The organism is Stenotrophomonas sp. SAU14A_NAIMI4_8, from assembly GCF_003086695.1.
In the GTDB taxonomy this organism is placed as follows: Bacteria; Pseudomonadota; Gammaproteobacteria; order Xanthomonadales; family Xanthomonadaceae; genus Stenotrophomonas.
This window is the reverse complement of record NZ_CP025999.1, coordinates 1,915,445-1,932,524: the sequence shown is the minus strand read 5'-3', so window position 1 is coordinate 1,932,524 and position 17,080 is coordinate 1,915,445. Positions and strand designations below refer to the sequence as shown.

Here is a 17,080-nt window from a genome sequence, read left to right as displayed (position 1 = left end):
CTCATGCCGCCTCCTCCACCAGGTAGTGCTCGGCCAGCCGCGCCCACAGGCTGGCGGCCGGGGCGATGGCTGCATCGTTGAAGACGTAGCGCGGGCTGTGTAGCGAAGCGCTGTCACCGTTGCCGACGAAGATGAAGCTGCCCGGCCGCGCCTGCAGCAGGAAGGCGAAATCCTCGCTGGCCGTGCGCGGTGCGAAGTCGGCCACCACCTGCTCGCGGCCAAACGCCTGCAGCGCAACGTCACGAACGAGCGCGGTCTGCTCGGCGTGGTTGATCACACTGGGGAAGCCACGCGGGAAGGAAATCTCCGCGCGCGCGCCGAATGCCGAAGCGCTCTGCTCGGCAATCTCGATCACCCGCCGCCGCAAGGTGTCGCGTACCTCCGGCAGGTAGGCGCGAACGGTCAGGGTCAGCTCCACCGCATCGGGAATCACGTTGGCTGCCTGCCCACCGTGGATCGAGCCCACGGTCACCACGCCCATCTGTCTCGGGTCCACATTGCGCGACACCACGCTCTGCAGCGCGGTCACGATATGCGCCGCGGCCAGGATCGGGTCTACGCTGCCCTGCGGCTCGGCGCCATGCCCGCCCTTGCCGATCACCTTCAGCCGCGCCCAATCCACCGATGCCATCGCCGGGCCATCCACGAAGCCGAAATGCCCCACCGGCACGCCCGGCCAGTTGTGCAGACCGTAGATCGCATCCACCGGGAAGCGCTCGAACAGGCCGTCGTCGATCATCTTCGAGGCCCCCGAACCTGTTTCTTCGGCCGGCTGGAACACCAGTTGCAGGGTGCCGCTGAAGCGCCCATGGTGGGCCAGGTAATGCGCCGCCGACAGCAGGATGGCGGTGTGGCCATCGTGGCCGCAGGCATGCATCAGGCCTTCGTTCTGGCTGGCATAGGCCAGCCCGGATTCCTCGGCGATCGGCAAGGCATCCATGTCCGCGCGCAGGCCCAGCCGGCGCGTGCCGTTGCCACGCTGCAGCGTACCGACCACGCCGGTGCCGCCCACGCCAGTGGTCACCGCATAGCCCCAGTGCTGCAGCAGCTCGGCTACGCGGGCGCTGGTGCGGTGTTCCTCGAACGCCAGTTCCGGGTGGCGGTGCAGGTCATGACGAATGGCGATGGCCTCGGCAGCGCGTGCCGCGATCTCCGGCAGCACGCCGGTCGCTGCGGAAACGCGCTGAGGGTGGCCCGGCGCCACCGAAATGTCTCCGCTCATCGCCCTACCCCACCTTCCGCGCTGGCGCGGCATCGACCGCATGGCGGCTGGCCTTGTACGGCAGCCCCAGGTTGTCGCGCAGGGTCTGCCCCTGCAGTTCCCGCTGGTGGTAACCCCGCGCCTGCAGGATCGGCAGCACCAGGTTCACGAAGTCATCCAGCCCCTCGCGCTGCGCGGCAAAGCCCAGGATGAAGCCATCACTGGCACCGGCATCGAACCAGCGGATCAATTCGTCGGCCACCTGTTCGGGCGTACCGATGAAATTCGGCCGCGGGCTTACCGCCTGCAGCGCCACCTGGCGCAGGGTCAGGCCCTGGGTGCGCGCATCCTGTTTGATGCGGTCGGTGGTGGAGCGGAATGAATTGCTGCCCACCTCACCCAGCTCCGGGAACGGCGCATCCGGGTCGTACTGGCTGAAATCGTGATGGTCGAAGAAGCGCCCCAGGTAGGCCAGCGCATCGTCCAGGCCCGCCAATGCGGCAATGGCCTGATACTTGGCCTCGGCCTCTTCGGCGGTGCGCCCCACGATCGGGCCGATGCCGGGGAAGATCTTCACGTCCGCCGCGCTGCGGCCATGGGCAATCGCCGAATTCTTCACCTTCTGGGTGAAGGCGCGGGTTTCTTCCAGCGACGGCGAATGGGTGAACACCGCATCGGCATACTTGCCCGCCAGTGCAATGCCATCATCGGAAGAGCCGGCCTGGAAGATCACCGGCTGGCCCTGCGGCGAACGCTGGATGTTCAGCGGTCCTTCCACCTGGAAGAAGCGCCCCTTATGGTCCAGGCGGCGGAATTTCTCCGGTGCGAAGAACACGCCGCTGTCGCGCTCGCGCACGAACGCATCGTCATCCCACGAATCCCACAGGCCCTGCACCACGTCCAGATACTCATCGGCAATCTGGTAGCGCAGCGCATGTTCCGGGTGCGGGCGGCCGTAGTTGCGGCCCGACCCCTCCAGCGGCGAAGTCACCACGTTCCAGCCCGCGCGGCCACCACTGAGCAGATCCAGCGAGGCAAACTGGCGCGCCACCGTGAACGGATCGCTGTACGAGGTGGACAAGGTCCCCGCCAGGCCGATCTTCTTCGTCGCCGTAGCCAGCGCAGACAGCAACGAGATCGGCTCGAAGCGGTTGAGGAAGTGCGGAATGGATTTTTCGTTGATGTACAGGCCATCGGCCACGAAGCCGAAGGCGATGCCGTTGTCTTCGGCGGTGCGCGCAATGTCGATGTAGAACTGCAGGTTCACGCTGGCATCGGCCGGATTCGATGCGTGCTTCCACGCATGCATGTGGCTGCCAGGGCCCTGCAGCATGATGCCGAACGGAATGGGACGCGGGGTCGTGCTCATGGGGGAATCTCCTGCAGGTCAGGCCACTGCCGCGCGCGGTGGGGGCGACAGCAGTTCAAGGGAGGTCAGGCGTGCATCCAGGTCGGCCACCGGCGCATCCAGGATGAATTCGCCCACGCCGAAGCGGCGGTGCAGTGCGTCCAGTTCTGCGCGCACGTGGGCGGCATCGCCGGACAGCACGCTGGGCACGGTTTCCTCGATACGGAACTCGGCCACACCCACCTGGCGGGCGTACTCGGCTGCCGCTTCCGGGCTCGGCAGGTTCACCGTCTGCCCCGGCGCCAGGTGCAGCTTGTACACGCGCAGCGCGCCGATATGCCGCGCCGCTGCTTCGGCGGTGGGCGCAGCGAAGGCCACCGTGGCCAGCAACGGCGGCTGCGTGGACAGCGCGCGGTAGGCCTCGAACGCCGCTTCAATGTGCTGCGGGTCGCCGTCGAAGTGCGCCGCGTACACGAAGCGCCAACCCAGTTCGGCGGCCTGGCGCGCACTGTGCGGGCTGGCGCCCAGCAGGAAGCGTTCGGGCGCAGTCTGCGGTACCGGCCGTGCCTGCGCATCCTCGCGGGTGCCGGCCAGATAGCCTTGCAGATCGCGCAGCTGCTGGTCGAAATCGGCGAAGGCCGGGCGCCCCGCCGCCAGCGCTGCGGTCGAGGCCGGCAGACCGCCCGGTGCCTTGCCCACGCCCAGATCCACCCGGCCCGGTGCCAGCGCCGCCAGCAGGTTGAAGTTCTCGGCCACCTTATACGGTGCGTAGTGGCGCAGCATCACCCCGCCACTGCCAATGCGGATGCGCCGCGTCTGCGCCAGCACCCAGGCCGCCAGCACTTCCGGCGCCGGGCTGGCCAGGGTGGGCGCAGCGTGGTGTTCGGCAAACCAATAGCGGTGGTAACCCAACTGCTCGGCGCGCTGCGCCAGCTGCAGGCTGTTGCGCAGCGCCTGCTCCGGCGTTGCGCCCTCGGCCACCGGGCTCTTGTCCAATACGCTTATCTGGTAGCTCATGCACGCGTCCTCGCTCAGGGGTGGGCCACGGGAATGCCCAGCAGGGCATTGAGCGCCGCCAGAATCGGCTCGGCACCGGACACCACCTGGCGGTCCTGGTGCGCGCCACTGGCGTGTTCGCTGTGCACGCCCTGCGGCAGCACCAGCTTGGGCAGCGACTGGTCCTGCTCGCCAATCTCGGCAATCACCTCACGGCGCGGCCGGGCGAACCCGATCCGGCGCACGTCCAGCTGGTCATCCAGACCGTCAATGCTGGACAGCGCACCTTCCAGCAGCAGGCTGTGCCGGCAGAAGAAACGTTGGCCGGGCAACTGGCCATCCTCGAACTGGCGATCCAGCAGGAACAGGATGGGCTTGGGGGATGCGTCTACCGCCACAGTGAAGTCCTCATCAGGTGCGGCGTGACCCTGCCGCGTCACCTTCGATGCTAGAGAGACCGAGCGCCGCCACTGCGCCAGTGCGCGACAATCGGCGGTCAGATCCGGCCATGCAGATGCGTGTTGGCCATAACGTCATGGCCATCACAGGCAATGTCAGGCAATGCGGCGCAACGCCACGGGCAGCGCCACGCCCTGCGCCGCCAGGTGCCCGCCCGCCCGTTCGGCAGCCAAGACGATGCGCGCCTGCAGGGCCGCGCTGTTGATCACCTCGCCATCGAAATCGGCCGGCGTGGCATACACCCCGATGGGCAACGTGTGCGCCTGCAGGAAACTGAACAACGGCCGCAGCTGGTGATCGATCACCAGTGCGTGGCGCTCGCTGCCACCGGTGGCGGCCAGCAGCACCGGCGTATCCACCAGCGCTTCCAGCCCGATGAAGTCCACCAGGTGCTTGAACAGACCCGGGTACGAGCCGCGATAGACCGGCGCGGCTACCACCAGCAGGTCAGCCGCTTCGATGGTCTGCAGCGCCTGCTCCACCGCAGGCGCGGCCTCATCGCGCGACAGCGCCTGGCCCAGCGAGCGCGCAATCGGCGCCAGCTCCACCCACTCCACCCGCGCCTGCACCCGCTGCTGCAGCGCATCCAGTAGATGCCGCACCAGCAACGACGTACGCGATGTCGCCGACCCCGTCGGCGAGCCCACCAATGCCACCACGTTCACCACAGAAGACATAGAAACCCCCGCTTTACGAGCTCTTGTAGAGTCGAGCCACGCTCGACTGCCTTACACCTCAGAACCGATAGTTCACCCGCGCATACCACACCGCGCCCACCGTGCTCAGCACATCACCGGTATCCCAGGTGGTTTCAATGCTGGCCACATCGGTGGCACTACGCGCGTACTCGGGCACCTTGCGGGTGCGCTTGTCGAACACGTTGTTCACCCCCAGCGCGGCGCTCCAGCCCGCGCCCAGCTCCACCGCGCCAGAAATGTTGGTCACCAGCACCGGCGGCTGCGTGTAGGCCACGCCGTTGTTCAGACGCTTGATCGGCCCGTAGTAAGTGAAGTCCAGGTTCGAGCGCCAGCGCCCGTTCTGCCAGCCCAGCCCCGCCACCTGGGTGTGCTGCGGGGTGCGGTAGCGCAGCGCGTATTCGCTGGAACGGGTGAGCAGGTTGATGTTGGGCAGGCCCTGCAGCGCGGCCGGAATCGCGCTCACTTTCTGGATGGTGGTGCGGCCCACGTTGGCCGCGTACGTCCAGCGCAGCTTGCCCCACGCCGTGTCCTGGTTCGCCTCCAGGGTCAGCTCCACGCCGCGCGTGCGGGTGTCGCCCACGTTGGTGAAGTAGCTGGCGTAGAACGCATCGCCGGGCAGAATGCTGATGCCGGCCGTGCCCAGCAGCGCGTCAATGGTGTTCTTCTGCGCGGCGGTCAGCACGGTGCCACTGTTGTCGGTGACGCGCGCCGGGTCCTGCGCGTTGTAGCCAATCTGGCTGGACTGCCCCAGCTGCCCGCGGATATCGATCTGGTAGGCATCCACCGCCAGATGGAAGCCCGGGCTCGGGTCCCAGGTCACGCCCAGGCTGTAGTTGGTGGCCTTTTCCGGCTTCAGCGGCGTCGCGCCGAGTGCAACGGCGGCCGGCGAGCCGACCTGCGCCACCAGCGTAGTGCCGCACGGGCAGCTGCCGGTGGCCTGGTAGAACTGCGCACCCAGGCTGGGCGCATGGAAGCCATTGCTGACCGTGGCGCGCACGCCCAGCGCATCGGTGAAGTCGAAGCGCGTGGTCAGCCGCCCGGTGGACACCGTGCCGAAATCAGAGTGGTCTTCCCAACGCGCCGCCGCATCCAGGTACCAGCGCGAGGTGATGTTGGTGGCTGCACCGGCATACACCGCCTTGCTGTTGCGCGTGGCCTTCACCGCATCGGCAGTGGAATAGCCCACGAACGCCGCCGCGCCGAACCCGGTGTACGACTCCCACTGTCCCGCCCCACGCTCGTACTGTTCGTGCTGGTACTCGGCGCCTGCACTCACTTCCAGCGGCGACGCAAAGGCTGCCACCTCGAAGCCACGGCGCAGGTCCAGGTTGGCGATGCCCTGCTGGTAGTCCAGCTTGCCGTCGTAGAAATCGGTGGGCGAGCCAGGGTATGGCAGCGAATAGTTCACCGAATTGCGCGTGTAGGTGCGCACCGTGTTGCGGTTGCCGGTCAGGCTGGCGTCGTAGTCCCAGCCCGCAAGCTGGCCCTTCACCCCGGCCGTGCCGGTGTACTGCTTCTCCTTGGTTTCCAGCACCGGCAGGAAGCCATCGGGAAACACACTCAACACGCCCGGCGCTTTGTAGGTGGTGAAAGTGGTGGCCGGCAGACGGAAGTTCTGGATCGCCTGCGCAGTGCGGTCGCTGGCCGTGGCATTGGCATAGAACTGCGCGCTCTCGCCCAGGCCGTGCCCCACGTTCACCGCGAACGCCTTCAACGCGTAGGACGGCGAACTGAGGATGGTGTTGGCTTCGGCATCGCGCGTGGCCTCGGCCGGGTTCGGCGATGCACCGGCCGGCAGACGATTGTTCGGGCGCAACGCCACCAGGTTGCCGTTGGCATCCACTGCCGGGTAGCTCAGGTAGCCATCGATATAGCGACGGGTGCGAATCGCATGGTGCTGGCGCGTGGTTTCACCTGACAGATTGATGAAGCCATCCTCGCCCCAAGGCAGGCCCACATTGGCGCGCACGCTGATGCGGGTGCCATCGCCATCGAAGCTCTGTCCGCTTTCCACTGAAACATCGCCGCCGTGCGCCTGCGATTTCAGGATCACATTGATCACACCGGTAATGGCGTCCGAACCGTAGATCGCCGACGCGCCATCGCGCAGCACCTCCACATGGTCGATGGCCGACACCGGAATGAGCGCCAGATCGGCCCAGGCATGGCCGGGGTAGCCGCCGCCGTTGGCACCACTCACATAGGCGCTGGCATTGCGGCGTTTGCCGTTCACCAGTACCAGCGTGTAGCCCGGCGACAGATTGCGCAGCTGGTAGCCGCGAATCAGGCTTTCCTGGTCGCTCTGGTAGCCACCAATCTGGCTGAGCGACGGCAGGCTGCGCTGCAGCGCTTCCAGCAGATTGGCCTGGCCGGTGGAGGCCAGATCCTCGGCCGAGATCACATCGATGGGGGTGGAACTGTTCTTCACCGTGCGCGTGCTGGTGCGCGAACCGGTCACCACCACCGCATCCAGTGTGGACGCGGCCAGATTGGCCGAGGTGGCGCTGGCCGTGCTGGCCGGTGCATCAGCATCAGCATCAGCATCGGCGGCGTGGGCAGGTGCAGCGGCCAGCGTGGCCGCGATCAGAACCGCAAGGGTATTCAGGACAGGTGTGTGGGCGGCAGGCATGGGGGCTCTTGGGGGTGGGCCGGAGACACACCTCCATTCAAGAGCCCCCGCCCCCCACGCAACAGGCGAAATCGCGTCACCCAACCGTCATATCGCGCCAGCCACATGACCGCTGGTAATGACCTTACGCAGCCGGGGTCGGATCCCTTTCCGCAGGAAAGGGATCCGACCCCGCACGCAATCCCACACCCCCCACCGGGGTCAGAGCCCTTCCTCCGGAAGGGATCTGACCCCAACTCACTGCACCCGTCCGGGGTCGGATCCCTTTCCGCAGGAAAGGGCTCTGACCCCACACGCCATCCCACACACCCCACCGGGGTCGGATCCCTTTCCGCAGGAAAGGGCTCTGACCCCCCAGCAATCCCACACACCCCACCGGGGTCAGAGCCCTTCCTGTGGAAGGGATCTGACCCCACTGCACCCGTCCGGGGTCGGATCCCTTTCCGCAGGAAAGGGCTCTGACCCCATACGCCATCCCACACACCCCACCGGGATCAGAGCCCTTCCTGCGGAAGGGATCTGACCCCTGGCCCATATGCCGCCGCGGCATCACCACATGCCCGCACACCCCTGCGCGCACCGCCGCGCCTCGCTAGCATCACCCCATGCACAGCGAACCCGCCGCCCCCACTGTTGCCATCGTGGCCTGCCACGGCCAGGGGCTGTTCGAGTTTGGTTGCGCCGTCGGTCTGTTCGCGCCCATCCGCCCGGAACTGGGCGTGGCCTGGTACCGCACCCAGGTCTGCGCCGGCGAACCCGGTGCGCTGCGCATGCTTGGCAACGCGCAGGTGCAGCTGCCCTACACGCTCGATGCGGTGGAAGATGCCGACATCATCGTCATTCCCGGTTGGCGCGAACCCAGCGAGCGGCCGCCACAGGCGCTGCTCGATGCGCTCATCCGTGCTCACGCGCGCGGCGCACGCATCACCAGCATCTGCTCCGGCGCGTTCGTGCTGGCCTGGGCCGGCCTGCTCGATGGCCGCCAGGCCACCACGCACTGGCGGCTGACCGACACCCTCGCCCGCGAATTCCCGCGTGTGCAGGTGCGCGACGACGTGCTCTACGTCGATACCGGCGACATCATCACCTCGGCCGGTTCGGCCACCGGCATGGACATGATGCTGCACATGGTGCGTAAGGATTACGGCGCGCGCGTGGCCAACCTGGTGGCCGAACGCCTGGTGCTGGCACCGTGGCGCGACGCCGAACGCAGCCAGCGGGTCAGCCGGGCCATTCCCAATGGCGAACCTACGCGGCTGGCCAAACTGATGGAATGGATGCGCCGCAATATCCGCGATGCACATTCGCTGGCCAGCCTGGCCGAACAGGCCGCGCTGAGCCAGCGCACCCTGCAGCGGCAGTTCCTGGAAGCCACCGGCCTGTCGCCCATCGATTGGCTCATCCGCGAGCGCGTGGCGTTCGCCCGCGAGCTTCTGGAAACCACCGACCGGCCGTTGCAATGGGTGGCCGAACAGGCCGGGTTCGGTTCGCAGGAATCGTTCCGCCGGCACTTCCGCGGGCTGGTGGATGCCAGCCCGACCGAGTACCGCAGCCAGCATCGTGGGGCGGTCAGTGCGGATCGGCTGGTGGGGTGCTGATCGGGGTGGAAGCCAGTGACGCCTCCAGCCTGGCGGGGGCCCTATCCGCAGCGTAGCCTCGTCGCTGGACCACCAGCACCGCGCTGCACGTTTCGCGTGCACGTGCCGGCGGCCGAATCAGGACAGCAATGTGAGCGAACCAACTTCCACCTTCCGCGCCGATCCGTCCCCTGAGGCGGCCACTGGCAACGCAGCCACCGCCGTGGACGTGCGCATTCGAGAGCAGATCCAAGCAGGTCTGGATGCCGCGAATTCGGGGCATCTGATGCCCGCCGCCGATGTAGAGACCAGGTTCACTGCACGTCGTGCGGCGACCAAACGCCGCCTCGAGGCATTGAAGTAACGAGAGCGCTTGGCGCACGAAAGGCAGCTCTCACCCCTCCCCTCAATGCGACGAAACAAACACCGCCCCCTCCACCGGCGCGGGCAGCGCGAAGCTGCGCCGCATGCGCGCAACCTCAGCTGCAGGCGGCAACCCGAACAGCCGCTTGAACTCGCGGTTGAACTGCGAGGGGTTGGCATAGCCCACCGCCAGCGATGCCGCCTCTGCAGTCATCGCCTGCCGCAGCATCAGCAGCCGCGCCTGGTGCAGCCGGGTGGACTTTACGTACTGCATGGGCGAAGTGCCGGTAATGCTGCGGAAATGCTCGTGGAAGGTGGCCACGCTCATTTCGGCTTCGGCGGCCAGCGCATCCACATCCAGCGCGGTGGCATAGGCGGCGTGGATATGCCGCAGCACCTTGCCGATGCGCCCGAAGCGCCCGCGCATTGCCAACGCTTCGCGCATGGCCGCGCCCTGCGCGCCAGTCAGCACGCGGAAGTACAGCTCGCGCACCAGCGATGGCCCCAGCACATCTGCTTCCAGCGGGTCGGCCAAGGCTTCCAGCAGACGCAGCACGGTGGCCTGCAGGGCGCCCTGCATCGGGCTGGCCATCATGCTCTGCGCAGGCGATTCGCAGCTGCCCGCGCGCTCGCCCAGTTCAATCAGCAGGTCGGCGGCCAACTGCAGGTCCAGGTGCAGGTAGATCGCCAGCAGCGGCGCCTCGGCGGTGGCCTCGGTTTCCATGGTAAACGGCACCGGCACCGACACGGCCAGATAGTGCTGCGCGTCGTACTGGTAGACCTGCCCACCCAGGTAGCCGCGCTTCACGCCCTGGCAGACGATCACGATGCCCGGGTCGTACAGCACCGGCGTGCGCGCCAGTGGCCGGTCCGAACGCAGCAGCCGCACACCCGACAGCGCAGTCAGCGTGTAGCCCTCGTCCGCGGCCAGCGCCTGCAGCAGTTCCACCATGCGCGCCTGTGCCTGCGGCTGGGTCGGCATTTCGCGGGACATTGAGGCCCTCGTAGAAATAGGCAAGAACGGGCGAAACTTAGGCCTGGGCGGTGCCGGGCTCAAGCACTAACGTGCAAGCTCCTTCCCACGAGCCCTCCCCATGACGGCATCCCGCCTCCTCCTCATCACCGGCGTCAGCAGCGGCTTCGGCCGTGCCCTGGCCCAGCAAGCGCTGCTGGCCGGCCACCGCGTGGTCGGCACCGTGCGCAGCGCCGCTGCGTGCAGCGACTTCGAAACCCTCGCCCCCGGCCGTGCGTTCGGGCGCCTGCTGGACGTCACCGATGCACAGGCCATCGACGCGCTGGTCAGCGCTGTTGAAACCGAGATCGGCGCCATCGATGTGCTGGTCAACAACGCCGGCTACGGCCACGAAGGCATCCTGGAAGAATCCACGCTGGACGAACTGCGCAATCAGTTCGAAGTGAACGTGTTCGGCCCGGCCGCGCTGATCAAGGCCGTGCTGCCGCACATGCGCGCGCGCCGCCGTGGCCACATCCTCAACATCACCTCCATGGGCGGCTTCATCACCATGCCCGGCATTGCGTGGTATTGCGGCAGCAAGTTCGCGCTGGAAGGCATCAGCGAAGTGCTGGGCAAGGAAGTGGCCGCGTTCGGCATCCATGTCACGGCGGTGGCGCCCGGTTCGTTCCGCACCGATTGGGCCGGCCGTTCCATGGTGCGTGCACCGCGCACGATCGACGACTACGACGCACTGTTCGACCCCATCCGCAACGCGCGCGAGGCCAAGAGCGGCCAGCAACTGGGCGATCCGGTGAAGGCCGCACAGGCCATGCTGCAGGTAATCGACAGCCCCACCCCGCCCAGCCAGCTGCTGCTGGGCAGCGATGCCCTGCACCTGGTGCGCGGCAAGCTGCAGACCATGGCCCAGCGCATCGACCAGTGGGAGGCGCTGAGCCGGTCCACCGACAGCCCGGTTTGAACTGAATACGGGGCGCCGTTGACATGCAGGCAATTACCTGCCTATTCTCAGCTCCATGGACGGCCCGCGCCGTGGGCCGCCCTCCTACCGGAGGACGCTGAGATGGTCGAAATCGCGCACCGCGTTGGTATCAAGGCACCCGTCGCACAGGTCTACCAGGCCCTGGCCACCCCGCAGGGCGTCGCCGCCTGGTGGACCGAGGAAACTGCCGGCGACCAGCACCCGGGCGGCACGCTGCACCTGCGCTTCACCGCCCATGGCGAAGAACGCGGCGTCATGCAGATGAAGCTGCAGGAACTGCAACCCGACACGCTGGTGCTGTGGGAAGTGCTGGCCGGACCGCCGGAATGGATCGGCACCCACATCCGTTTCGCCCTGCGCCAGGAAGGTGAGTACAGCATCGTGCTGTTCACCCACGAAGGCTGGAGCGAGCGCGTGGAATTCACCCACCACTGCAGCACCAAGTGGGCCCTCTTCCTGATGAGCCTGAAATCCCTGCTGGAAACCGGCATCGGCCAACCCAGCCCACGCGACATCAAGATTGACGAGTGGAACTGACCCACCGCATGGATGCAGACAAGGTTTTCAAAGCCCTGGCCGACCCCACGCGCCGCACCCTGTTGGACCGGCTGTGTGCGCAGAACGGCCAGACCCTGGGCCAATTGTGCGACCACCTGCAGATGACCCGGCAGTCGGCCACCCAACATCTGGACCTGCTGGAAGAAGCCAACCTGATCAGCACCGTGCGCCGTGGCCGCGAAAAACTGCACTTCATCAACCCGGTGCCGCTGCATGACGTCTACGAACGCTGGGTACGCAAGTTCGAGCAGCAGCGGCTGACGCTGCTGCATGACCTGAAACGCGAACTGGAAGGAGAATGACCATGCCCACCGAGGCCACCCGCTTCATCCACGTGATCTACATCGCGTCCACACCGCAGAAGGTGTTCGATGCCATCACCCGCCCGGAGGTCGCGCGCACTTATTGGGGTCACGAAAACGTGTCGGACTGGCAGCCCGGTTCGCGCTGGCAGCATGTGCGCGCCAACGATGCACGCACGGTCGAACTGGTCGGTGAGGTGGTGGAAAGCACCCCACCTTCGCGCCTGGTCATCACCTGGGCGGCGGCATCGCAGGCAGATAATCCTGCCAGCTACAGCCGGGTAACGTTCGATATCGTGCCCTATGAAGACATGGTGCGGCTGACCGTTACCCACGACGAGCTGGAGCCCGGCAGCGGCATGGATACCGGCATCCGCCAGGGCTGGCCGATCGTGCTGTCCAGCCTGAAATCGCTGCTGGAAACCGGCACCGGCCTGGATGTGTTTGCCAAGCCGAAGGGGTGACCCTACGCCGCTACGCCCCCACCACGGCCCCCGCCACGCGGCACACCAGCATCGTGGCGGCCAGCGCCCCGGCGAATGCGAACAGCCAGCTCATCTCGGCGTTGAGCAGTCGCTCACCCGCTTCATCCAACAGACCCGCATCGCGCCGGCGGACCTGACGGTAGAGCAGCAGCATGCAAAGCGCCATCAGTACCAGCAGCGGCAGCCACGCGAACAGCAGCACGTTCAGTTGGCCCGCAAACGCGGGGCTCACGCTGAAACGGCTGACCCAGCTACCGAAGGCGCGCTGGTTGTCCAACGGCAGGAACACAAGCAAGACAAGTGCCATGCCGAGCACGTACAGCGCGGCATGGCGCAGCCGTAGCGACCACGGCCAACGCACATCGGCGTGCGGCGATGCCACGTTGGCGCCCAGTTGCAATGAACCGGGCGTGCGCCCGGCTTCAACCTCGCGCGCGTGATGCCAGAAGCCGCGCTGTATGCCCCGATGCAGCGCGGGTAGCAGCACCACGCCGCAGAACCCCACCAGCACCGTGTTCAGTGCCAGCGCGCCACCGTCCTGCCGGTCGCCGAACAGCAGGGCCAGGCCGAACCACGCGGCAAAGAACACGGTCATGCCGACCACGAACAGCACGGCCGCGACCAACAGGCGGCGCCCTGGCTTCGCGGCCATCCAGGCATGCAGCCCAGTGCTGTACTGCTGGTCCTTCATGGCAACCTCCTGTGGCGCCCTGTTTGCTTCAACGTTGAATCACGTGGACGAACATGCCCACCAGCATCAGCAACGCCACCGCCAAGGCGATATAGGGCGCGGTTGAAAACAGCTTCAGCAGCAGGTCAACGCCCGTGGTGCGCTTGCGCCCGCCAACGTGCTGATCCAGCACGCTGTACAGGCCGGTGAAGCTGGCCTTGTCCTCCTCGTCGGGTGCGTTGAAGTCGCGCCAGGTCAGCAGGCCGCAGTAACGGCCCGTGGCAGAATCCAGCCGCAACACATGGCCGCCCCGGCGGTTGATGAACGGGTAAGCGTTGTAGCTGCGAATTGCCGAGAACGGTGAAGCGAACAGCGTGCGCTCACCCTGGCGGATCGCAATGGCGCCCGGGGACAGCTCTATATCAATCAGGTAGGTGCCATGGCGCACGATCAGGTAGTTCACCCCACCCACCACCGAAAGCGTGGCGATCAGGAAAGCGGTCTGCGCGGATGTATGCTGGATGGCATCGGCGCACGGCACGATGACCGACAGCGGCACCACCACCGCGATCAGATTGATCAGCAGGGTTTTCCAGGCTACCTGTCTTACGGTCAGCGTTTCCATTCGCGGTCCTTCGCTGGTGGGGGAAACGGGGTCGGCGCGAACAACCAGCGGCCGGTGGGGGCATGCTAATCGGAAATGGGGTGACAGGTGCAGGGGCTGGTGGTGACGCCTTTGGCTTGGCCGAACCCGGGGACATCATGCAGCACCCCCTACTCCAGCTCGGGCATGCCGGCCGGGCGCAGACGCCGCATGAGGCTACCCGTCCTATATGGATAGAATCCCATGAAGGCCAACAGCGCGCCCAGGTAGGAAACGATGCCGTTCGTCAACGAGTACATTTCACCGCAGGATGCTGCCAAGTATCGCTTGGCTGAGATAGACGCGAAGTACAGGAGCGGAGGCATCCCTGGGCAGTGGACTGTCGATCACGAGCGCGACATCCATCTTCGATTGATGGCGCGAGGTCGCGAGCCCGAAACCAAACACGAAAGCCTGTGGACGTTCTACTGGAGGGGAGAGCTCCTGACATTGCAAATGGAACTGCTCAAGGTGACGGCAGAACCAGGAGGGCCCGCATGGCTGCACTGGCGACTGGTCCGGCTCAACGGCAGCAACGGGATGCCACCTGCCTTAAGGAAGAATCAAGCCGAGATACTGGAAGATCTAAACATGGCCCTTGTCGCTCATGGAGACGGCGGCGTCTTCTCCGTAAGTTCAGAATGCAGCGTCACTTTGGATTTTGGCGAAGAGTGTGTGCTTTGAGCGCGCCACGGACTGAACTTCGAGAAGTCGAATCTTCCGCCGCCATCGCGCCGCATACAACACGCGCGAGGCCCTGACCGGGCCTGTACCCACGACCTGTGCCAATTCAATCCGACCAAGCCCGAGGCACTCTCAAGGAGCACACGATGCCGTTCGTCAACGAGTACATCTCGCCAGAGGATGCGGCCAGATATCACTTGGCCGAGATTGACGCCAGCTTCAGAAGCGGGGGAATTTCCCGTCAGTGGACCATCGATCGCGAGCAGGACATCTATCTCAGGATCCTGTCGCGAGGCCTTGAGGCGGAGACAAAGCATGAAAGCGTGTGGTCGTTCTACTGGAAAGGAACGCTGCTGACGCTCCGCTTGGACCTGTTGAATGGGAACGGAAAGCCGGGAGAACCAGGGTGGTCGCATTGGCTACTGGTCAGACTGAACGGAACCAATGGCTTGCCACCGACACTTGGCCCATACAAGCAATCGATCAAAGAGAGCCTCAGGCAAGCGCTGGTGGCTTACAAGGACGCGGGGGTACTTTCAGGCAACACCGACTACACCATTACATTGGATGTTAGCGACGAGTGCGCGCTGTAAGCGCACCCTTCAATAGCGCATGTATCCAGTGACAACGGGCGATCACGCCACTGACTGAGGTAACGCCAAACTCTGCCCAACCCAATCAACCAGGCACCGTGTGGGGCGATGGATCGAGTATGAGCATACCCGTGCAAGCATGCTGCCCTTGGCTCGTAGCATTCAGCGGGAGCACCAGCTGGCGATGGAACGGCAGCGAAACCAGGATGGCCCCGGTGGCCGTGTTGGCCCGAGCTTCGGCTAAGTCGTGTGAAGACCTGCCCACGCGCCCTCCTGCCCCCGACTTGTAACCTGAGGCCCTACCAACTGCCTGGGGCGCAGGGTGAACGCAACGATCCGGCGGGTGAACCTGCAACGGCTGATCCTCGCGCTTGCCGCGCTCTCTGCCTTGGTGATGCTGGGCAATGCGGTCTGGGCCAGCTACCAGGTGCAGCGCCAGCAACTGCTTGAAAAGAGCCTGGAAGCCAACCGGGTGTACGCGCACTCGCTGGCGCAGTCCACCCAGCACTTCGTGCTGAACGCACAGCAGCAACTGGCGGTCGGCGCCGAACGTCTCAGCCGCAATGCCGCCCAATCCGCCGCGCACGACGATGAAGTGGAACGGGTCAAGCTGCAGACCGATGCCTTCAACAGCGTCATCTCGGTCAATGCCCAGGGCGTGGTGGTGGGTACCTCACCGGCCCTGCCCGAGCTGCAGGGCAAGGCCCTCACCAGCGCGGCCAACCGGCAGGCGCTGCAGCAGCGGGTGCCGATGGTCAGCGATCCGTTCGTTGCCCACACCGGCAACCTGGTGGTCACCCTGTCCCACCCCGTGTTCAACGCCGACGGCGACTACGCCGGCTACATCACCGCGTCCATCCACCTGCGCGACCCCAACGTGCTGCACAGCCTGCTCGGCACCCATCCCTACGACGATGGCTCGTACCTGTACGTGGTCAGCCGCGATGGCACCGTGCTCTACCACCCCGACCCGGACCGCGTCGGCCAGGCCGCCACCCGCAATGCCGCCGTGGAGGCACTCAGCCAGGGCCGTGCCGGCGCCCTGCACTCGCGCAACCGCCATGGCGTGCCGATGCTGGCCGGCTTCGCGCCCGTGCCCGCGGCCGGTTGGGGCATCGTCGCCCAGCGCCCGACCGATGCTGCCGTGGCCCCCATGGGCAGCCTGACGGCCACGGTGCTGCGCAATGCCGCGCCCCTGGGGCTGCTGACCCTTCTGCTGATCTGGCTGTGCTCGCGGCGCATTGCCTCGCCGTTGCAGGAACTGGCCCGGCACGCACAGGACCAGGATGTCGGCGCCGCCATCACCCAGGTCAAGGCGGTCAATTCCTGGTACCACGAAGCCGCCCAACTCAAGCAGGCCGTGCTGGTCAGCTTCCGCAACCTCAACGAACGTATCGGGCTGCTGGACAAGGCCGCCCTCACCGATCCGCTGACCCAGCTGCTCAACCGGCGTGGACTGGAACGCGCGCTCAGCGCACTGAATGCCTCGGGCGTGCCATTCGGGGTCATCACCCTGGACGTGGACCACTTCAAGGACGTCAACGACCAGCACGGCCACGACACTGGCGACCAAGTGCTGGCCGGCATCGCCCATTGCATGCGGGCCAACGCGCGCCCGCAGGACGTGCTCTGCCGCCTGGGCGGTGAGGAATTCCTCGCCCTGCTGCCCGAGGTCAGCGCAGACGTCGCCCTGCAGGTGGCCGAGCGCCTGCGCAGCGTGATCCAGGCGCACGCCTTCCCCACGGTCGGGCACGTCACCATTTCAGCCGGCGTCAGCCACTACCCCGAAACCCAAGGCGACGCAGACCTGGTCATCCGCCAGGCCGACAAGGCGCTGTACCGCGCCAAGCACGGCGGCCGCAACCGCGCCGTGCTGTACCGGCGTCGCAGCCAGCGGCGCGAAAACCCTTCTTGACGCG

Annotated in this window: 18 protein-coding genes; 9 read left to right on the top strand and 9 right to left on the bottom strand. The window is 66.2% G+C overall.

Translation table 11 applies throughout. The features are described from left to right. Position 1: 1 nt before the first annotated feature. From C1930_RS08985 to C1930_RS08960, 6 genes are all read right to left on the bottom strand, one after another. The gene (locus C1930_RS08985; protein WP_108771531.1) at positions 2 to 1,222 is read right to left on the bottom strand and encodes a M20 aminoacylase family protein; all 1,221 of its coding nucleotides are present in this window, start codon (positions 1,220 to 1,222) and stop codon (positions 2 to 4) included. A gap of 4 nt (positions 1,223 to 1,226) precedes the next feature. After that, positions 1,227 to 2,570: an LLM class flavin-dependent oxidoreductase gene (locus tag C1930_RS08980; protein ID WP_108771530.1), complete on the bottom strand. Its 1,344-nt coding sequence runs from the start codon at positions 2,568 to 2,570 to the stop codon at positions 1,227 to 1,229. A gap of 18 nt (positions 2,571 to 2,588) precedes the next feature. Then, positions 2,589 to 3,566, bottom strand: a complete 978-nt coding sequence (locus C1930_RS08975; protein ID WP_108771529.1) for an MsnO8 family LLM class oxidoreductase — start codon at positions 3,564 to 3,566, stop codon at positions 2,589 to 2,591. A gap of 14 nt (positions 3,567 to 3,580) precedes the next feature. Further along, entirely contained in the window at positions 3,581 to 3,943 is a 363-nt protein-coding gene (locus tag C1930_RS08970; protein ID WP_108756021.1) for a DUF3088 family protein, read from the bottom strand. A 156-nt stretch (positions 3,944 to 4,099) separates the two neighbouring features. Continuing rightward, the gene (gene msuE / locus C1930_RS08965; protein ID WP_108771528.1) at positions 4,100 to 4,681 is read right to left on the bottom strand and encodes an FMN reductase; all 582 of its coding nucleotides are present in this window, start codon (positions 4,679 to 4,681) and stop codon (positions 4,100 to 4,102) included. A gap of 58 nt (positions 4,682 to 4,739) precedes the next feature. Further along, positions 4,740 to 7,331, bottom strand: coding sequence for a TonB-dependent receptor (locus C1930_RS08960; RefSeq protein ID WP_108771527.1), 2,592 nt, complete (start codon positions 7,329 to 7,331; stop codon positions 4,740 to 4,742). Between the two features lie 605 nt (positions 7,332 to 7,936). Here C1930_RS08960 and C1930_RS08955 point away from each other — a divergent pair. Together C1930_RS08955 and C1930_RS08950 are read left to right on the top strand one after the other, a co-directional pair. Further along, entirely contained in the window at positions 7,937 to 8,929 is a 993-nt protein-coding gene (locus C1930_RS08955; RefSeq protein WP_108761844.1) for a helix-turn-helix domain-containing protein, read from the top strand. A gap of 130 nt (positions 8,930 to 9,059) precedes the next feature. After that, positions 9,060 to 9,272, top strand: a complete 213-nt coding sequence (locus tag C1930_RS08950; RefSeq protein ID WP_108756017.1) for a hypothetical protein — start codon at positions 9,060 to 9,062, stop codon at positions 9,270 to 9,272. A gap of 42 nt (positions 9,273 to 9,314) precedes the next feature. On the opposite strand, the gene C1930_RS08945 is transcribed toward C1930_RS08950, so the two are convergent. Next, entirely contained in the window at positions 9,315 to 10,265 is a 951-nt protein-coding gene (locus C1930_RS08945; protein WP_234412755.1) for an AraC family transcriptional regulator, read from the bottom strand. A gap of 100 nt (positions 10,266 to 10,365) precedes the next feature. Here C1930_RS08945 and C1930_RS08940 point away from each other — a divergent pair, with 100 nt between their 5' ends. The 4 genes from C1930_RS08940 to C1930_RS08925 all read left to right on the top strand — a co-directional run bounded on the left by C1930_RS08940 (position 10,366) and on the right by C1930_RS08925 (position 12,550). Next, the gene (locus tag C1930_RS08940; protein WP_108771525.1) at positions 10,366 to 11,205 is read left to right on the top strand and encodes an oxidoreductase; all 840 of its coding nucleotides are present in this window, start codon (positions 10,366 to 10,368) and stop codon (positions 11,203 to 11,205) included. Between the two features lie 102 nt (positions 11,206 to 11,307). Continuing rightward, on the top strand, positions 11,308 to 11,763 hold the full coding sequence (locus C1930_RS08935; RefSeq protein ID WP_108756015.1) for an SRPBCC domain-containing protein: 456 nt from the start codon (positions 11,308 to 11,310) through the stop codon (positions 11,761 to 11,763). Between the two features lie 8 nt (positions 11,764 to 11,771). Continuing rightward, entirely contained in the window at positions 11,772 to 12,086 is a 315-nt protein-coding gene (locus C1930_RS08930; RefSeq protein WP_108772570.1) for a helix-turn-helix domain-containing protein, read from the top strand. A 2-nt stretch (positions 12,087 to 12,088) separates the two neighbouring features. After that, a complete protein-coding gene (locus tag C1930_RS08925) occupies positions 12,089 to 12,550 on the top strand; it encodes an SRPBCC family protein (protein WP_108772569.1) in 462 nt (153 codons plus the stop codon). Between the two features lie 10 nt (positions 12,551 to 12,560). Here the strand turns inward: C1930_RS08925 and C1930_RS08920 are convergent, their stop codons facing one another. Both C1930_RS08920 and C1930_RS08915 read right to left on the bottom strand, forming a co-directional pair. After that, positions 12,561 to 13,262 carry a hypothetical protein gene (locus tag C1930_RS08920; protein WP_108771524.1) on the bottom strand — a complete coding sequence of 234 codons (702 nt, stop codon included), beginning with the start codon at positions 13,260 to 13,262 and terminating at the stop codon, positions 12,561 to 12,563. A gap of 28 nt (positions 13,263 to 13,290) precedes the next feature. Further along, complete coding sequence (locus tag C1930_RS08915) at positions 13,291 to 13,866, bottom strand: hypothetical protein (protein ID WP_108771523.1); 576 nt, start codon at positions 13,864 to 13,866, stop codon at positions 13,291 to 13,293. A gap of 255 nt (positions 13,867 to 14,121) precedes the next feature. Here C1930_RS08915 and C1930_RS08910 point away from each other — a divergent pair, with 255 nt between their 5' ends. From C1930_RS08910 to C1930_RS08900, 3 genes are all read left to right on the top strand, one after another. Continuing rightward, positions 14,122 to 14,568 carry a hypothetical protein gene (locus C1930_RS08910; RefSeq protein ID WP_108771522.1) on the top strand — a complete coding sequence of 149 codons (447 nt, stop codon included), beginning with the start codon at positions 14,122 to 14,124 and terminating at the stop codon, positions 14,566 to 14,568. 146 nt (positions 14,569 to 14,714) lie between these two features. Continuing rightward, on the top strand, positions 14,715 to 15,161 hold the full coding sequence (locus C1930_RS08905; protein WP_108771521.1) for a hypothetical protein: 447 nt from the start codon (positions 14,715 to 14,717) through the stop codon (positions 15,159 to 15,161). Positions 15,162 to 15,483: 322 nt separating this feature from the next. Next, positions 15,484 to 17,076, top strand: coding sequence for a sensor domain-containing diguanylate cyclase (locus C1930_RS08900; protein ID WP_234412753.1), 1,593 nt, complete (start codon positions 15,484 to 15,486; stop codon positions 17,074 to 17,076). Positions 17,077 to 17,080 lie beyond the last annotated feature (4 nt).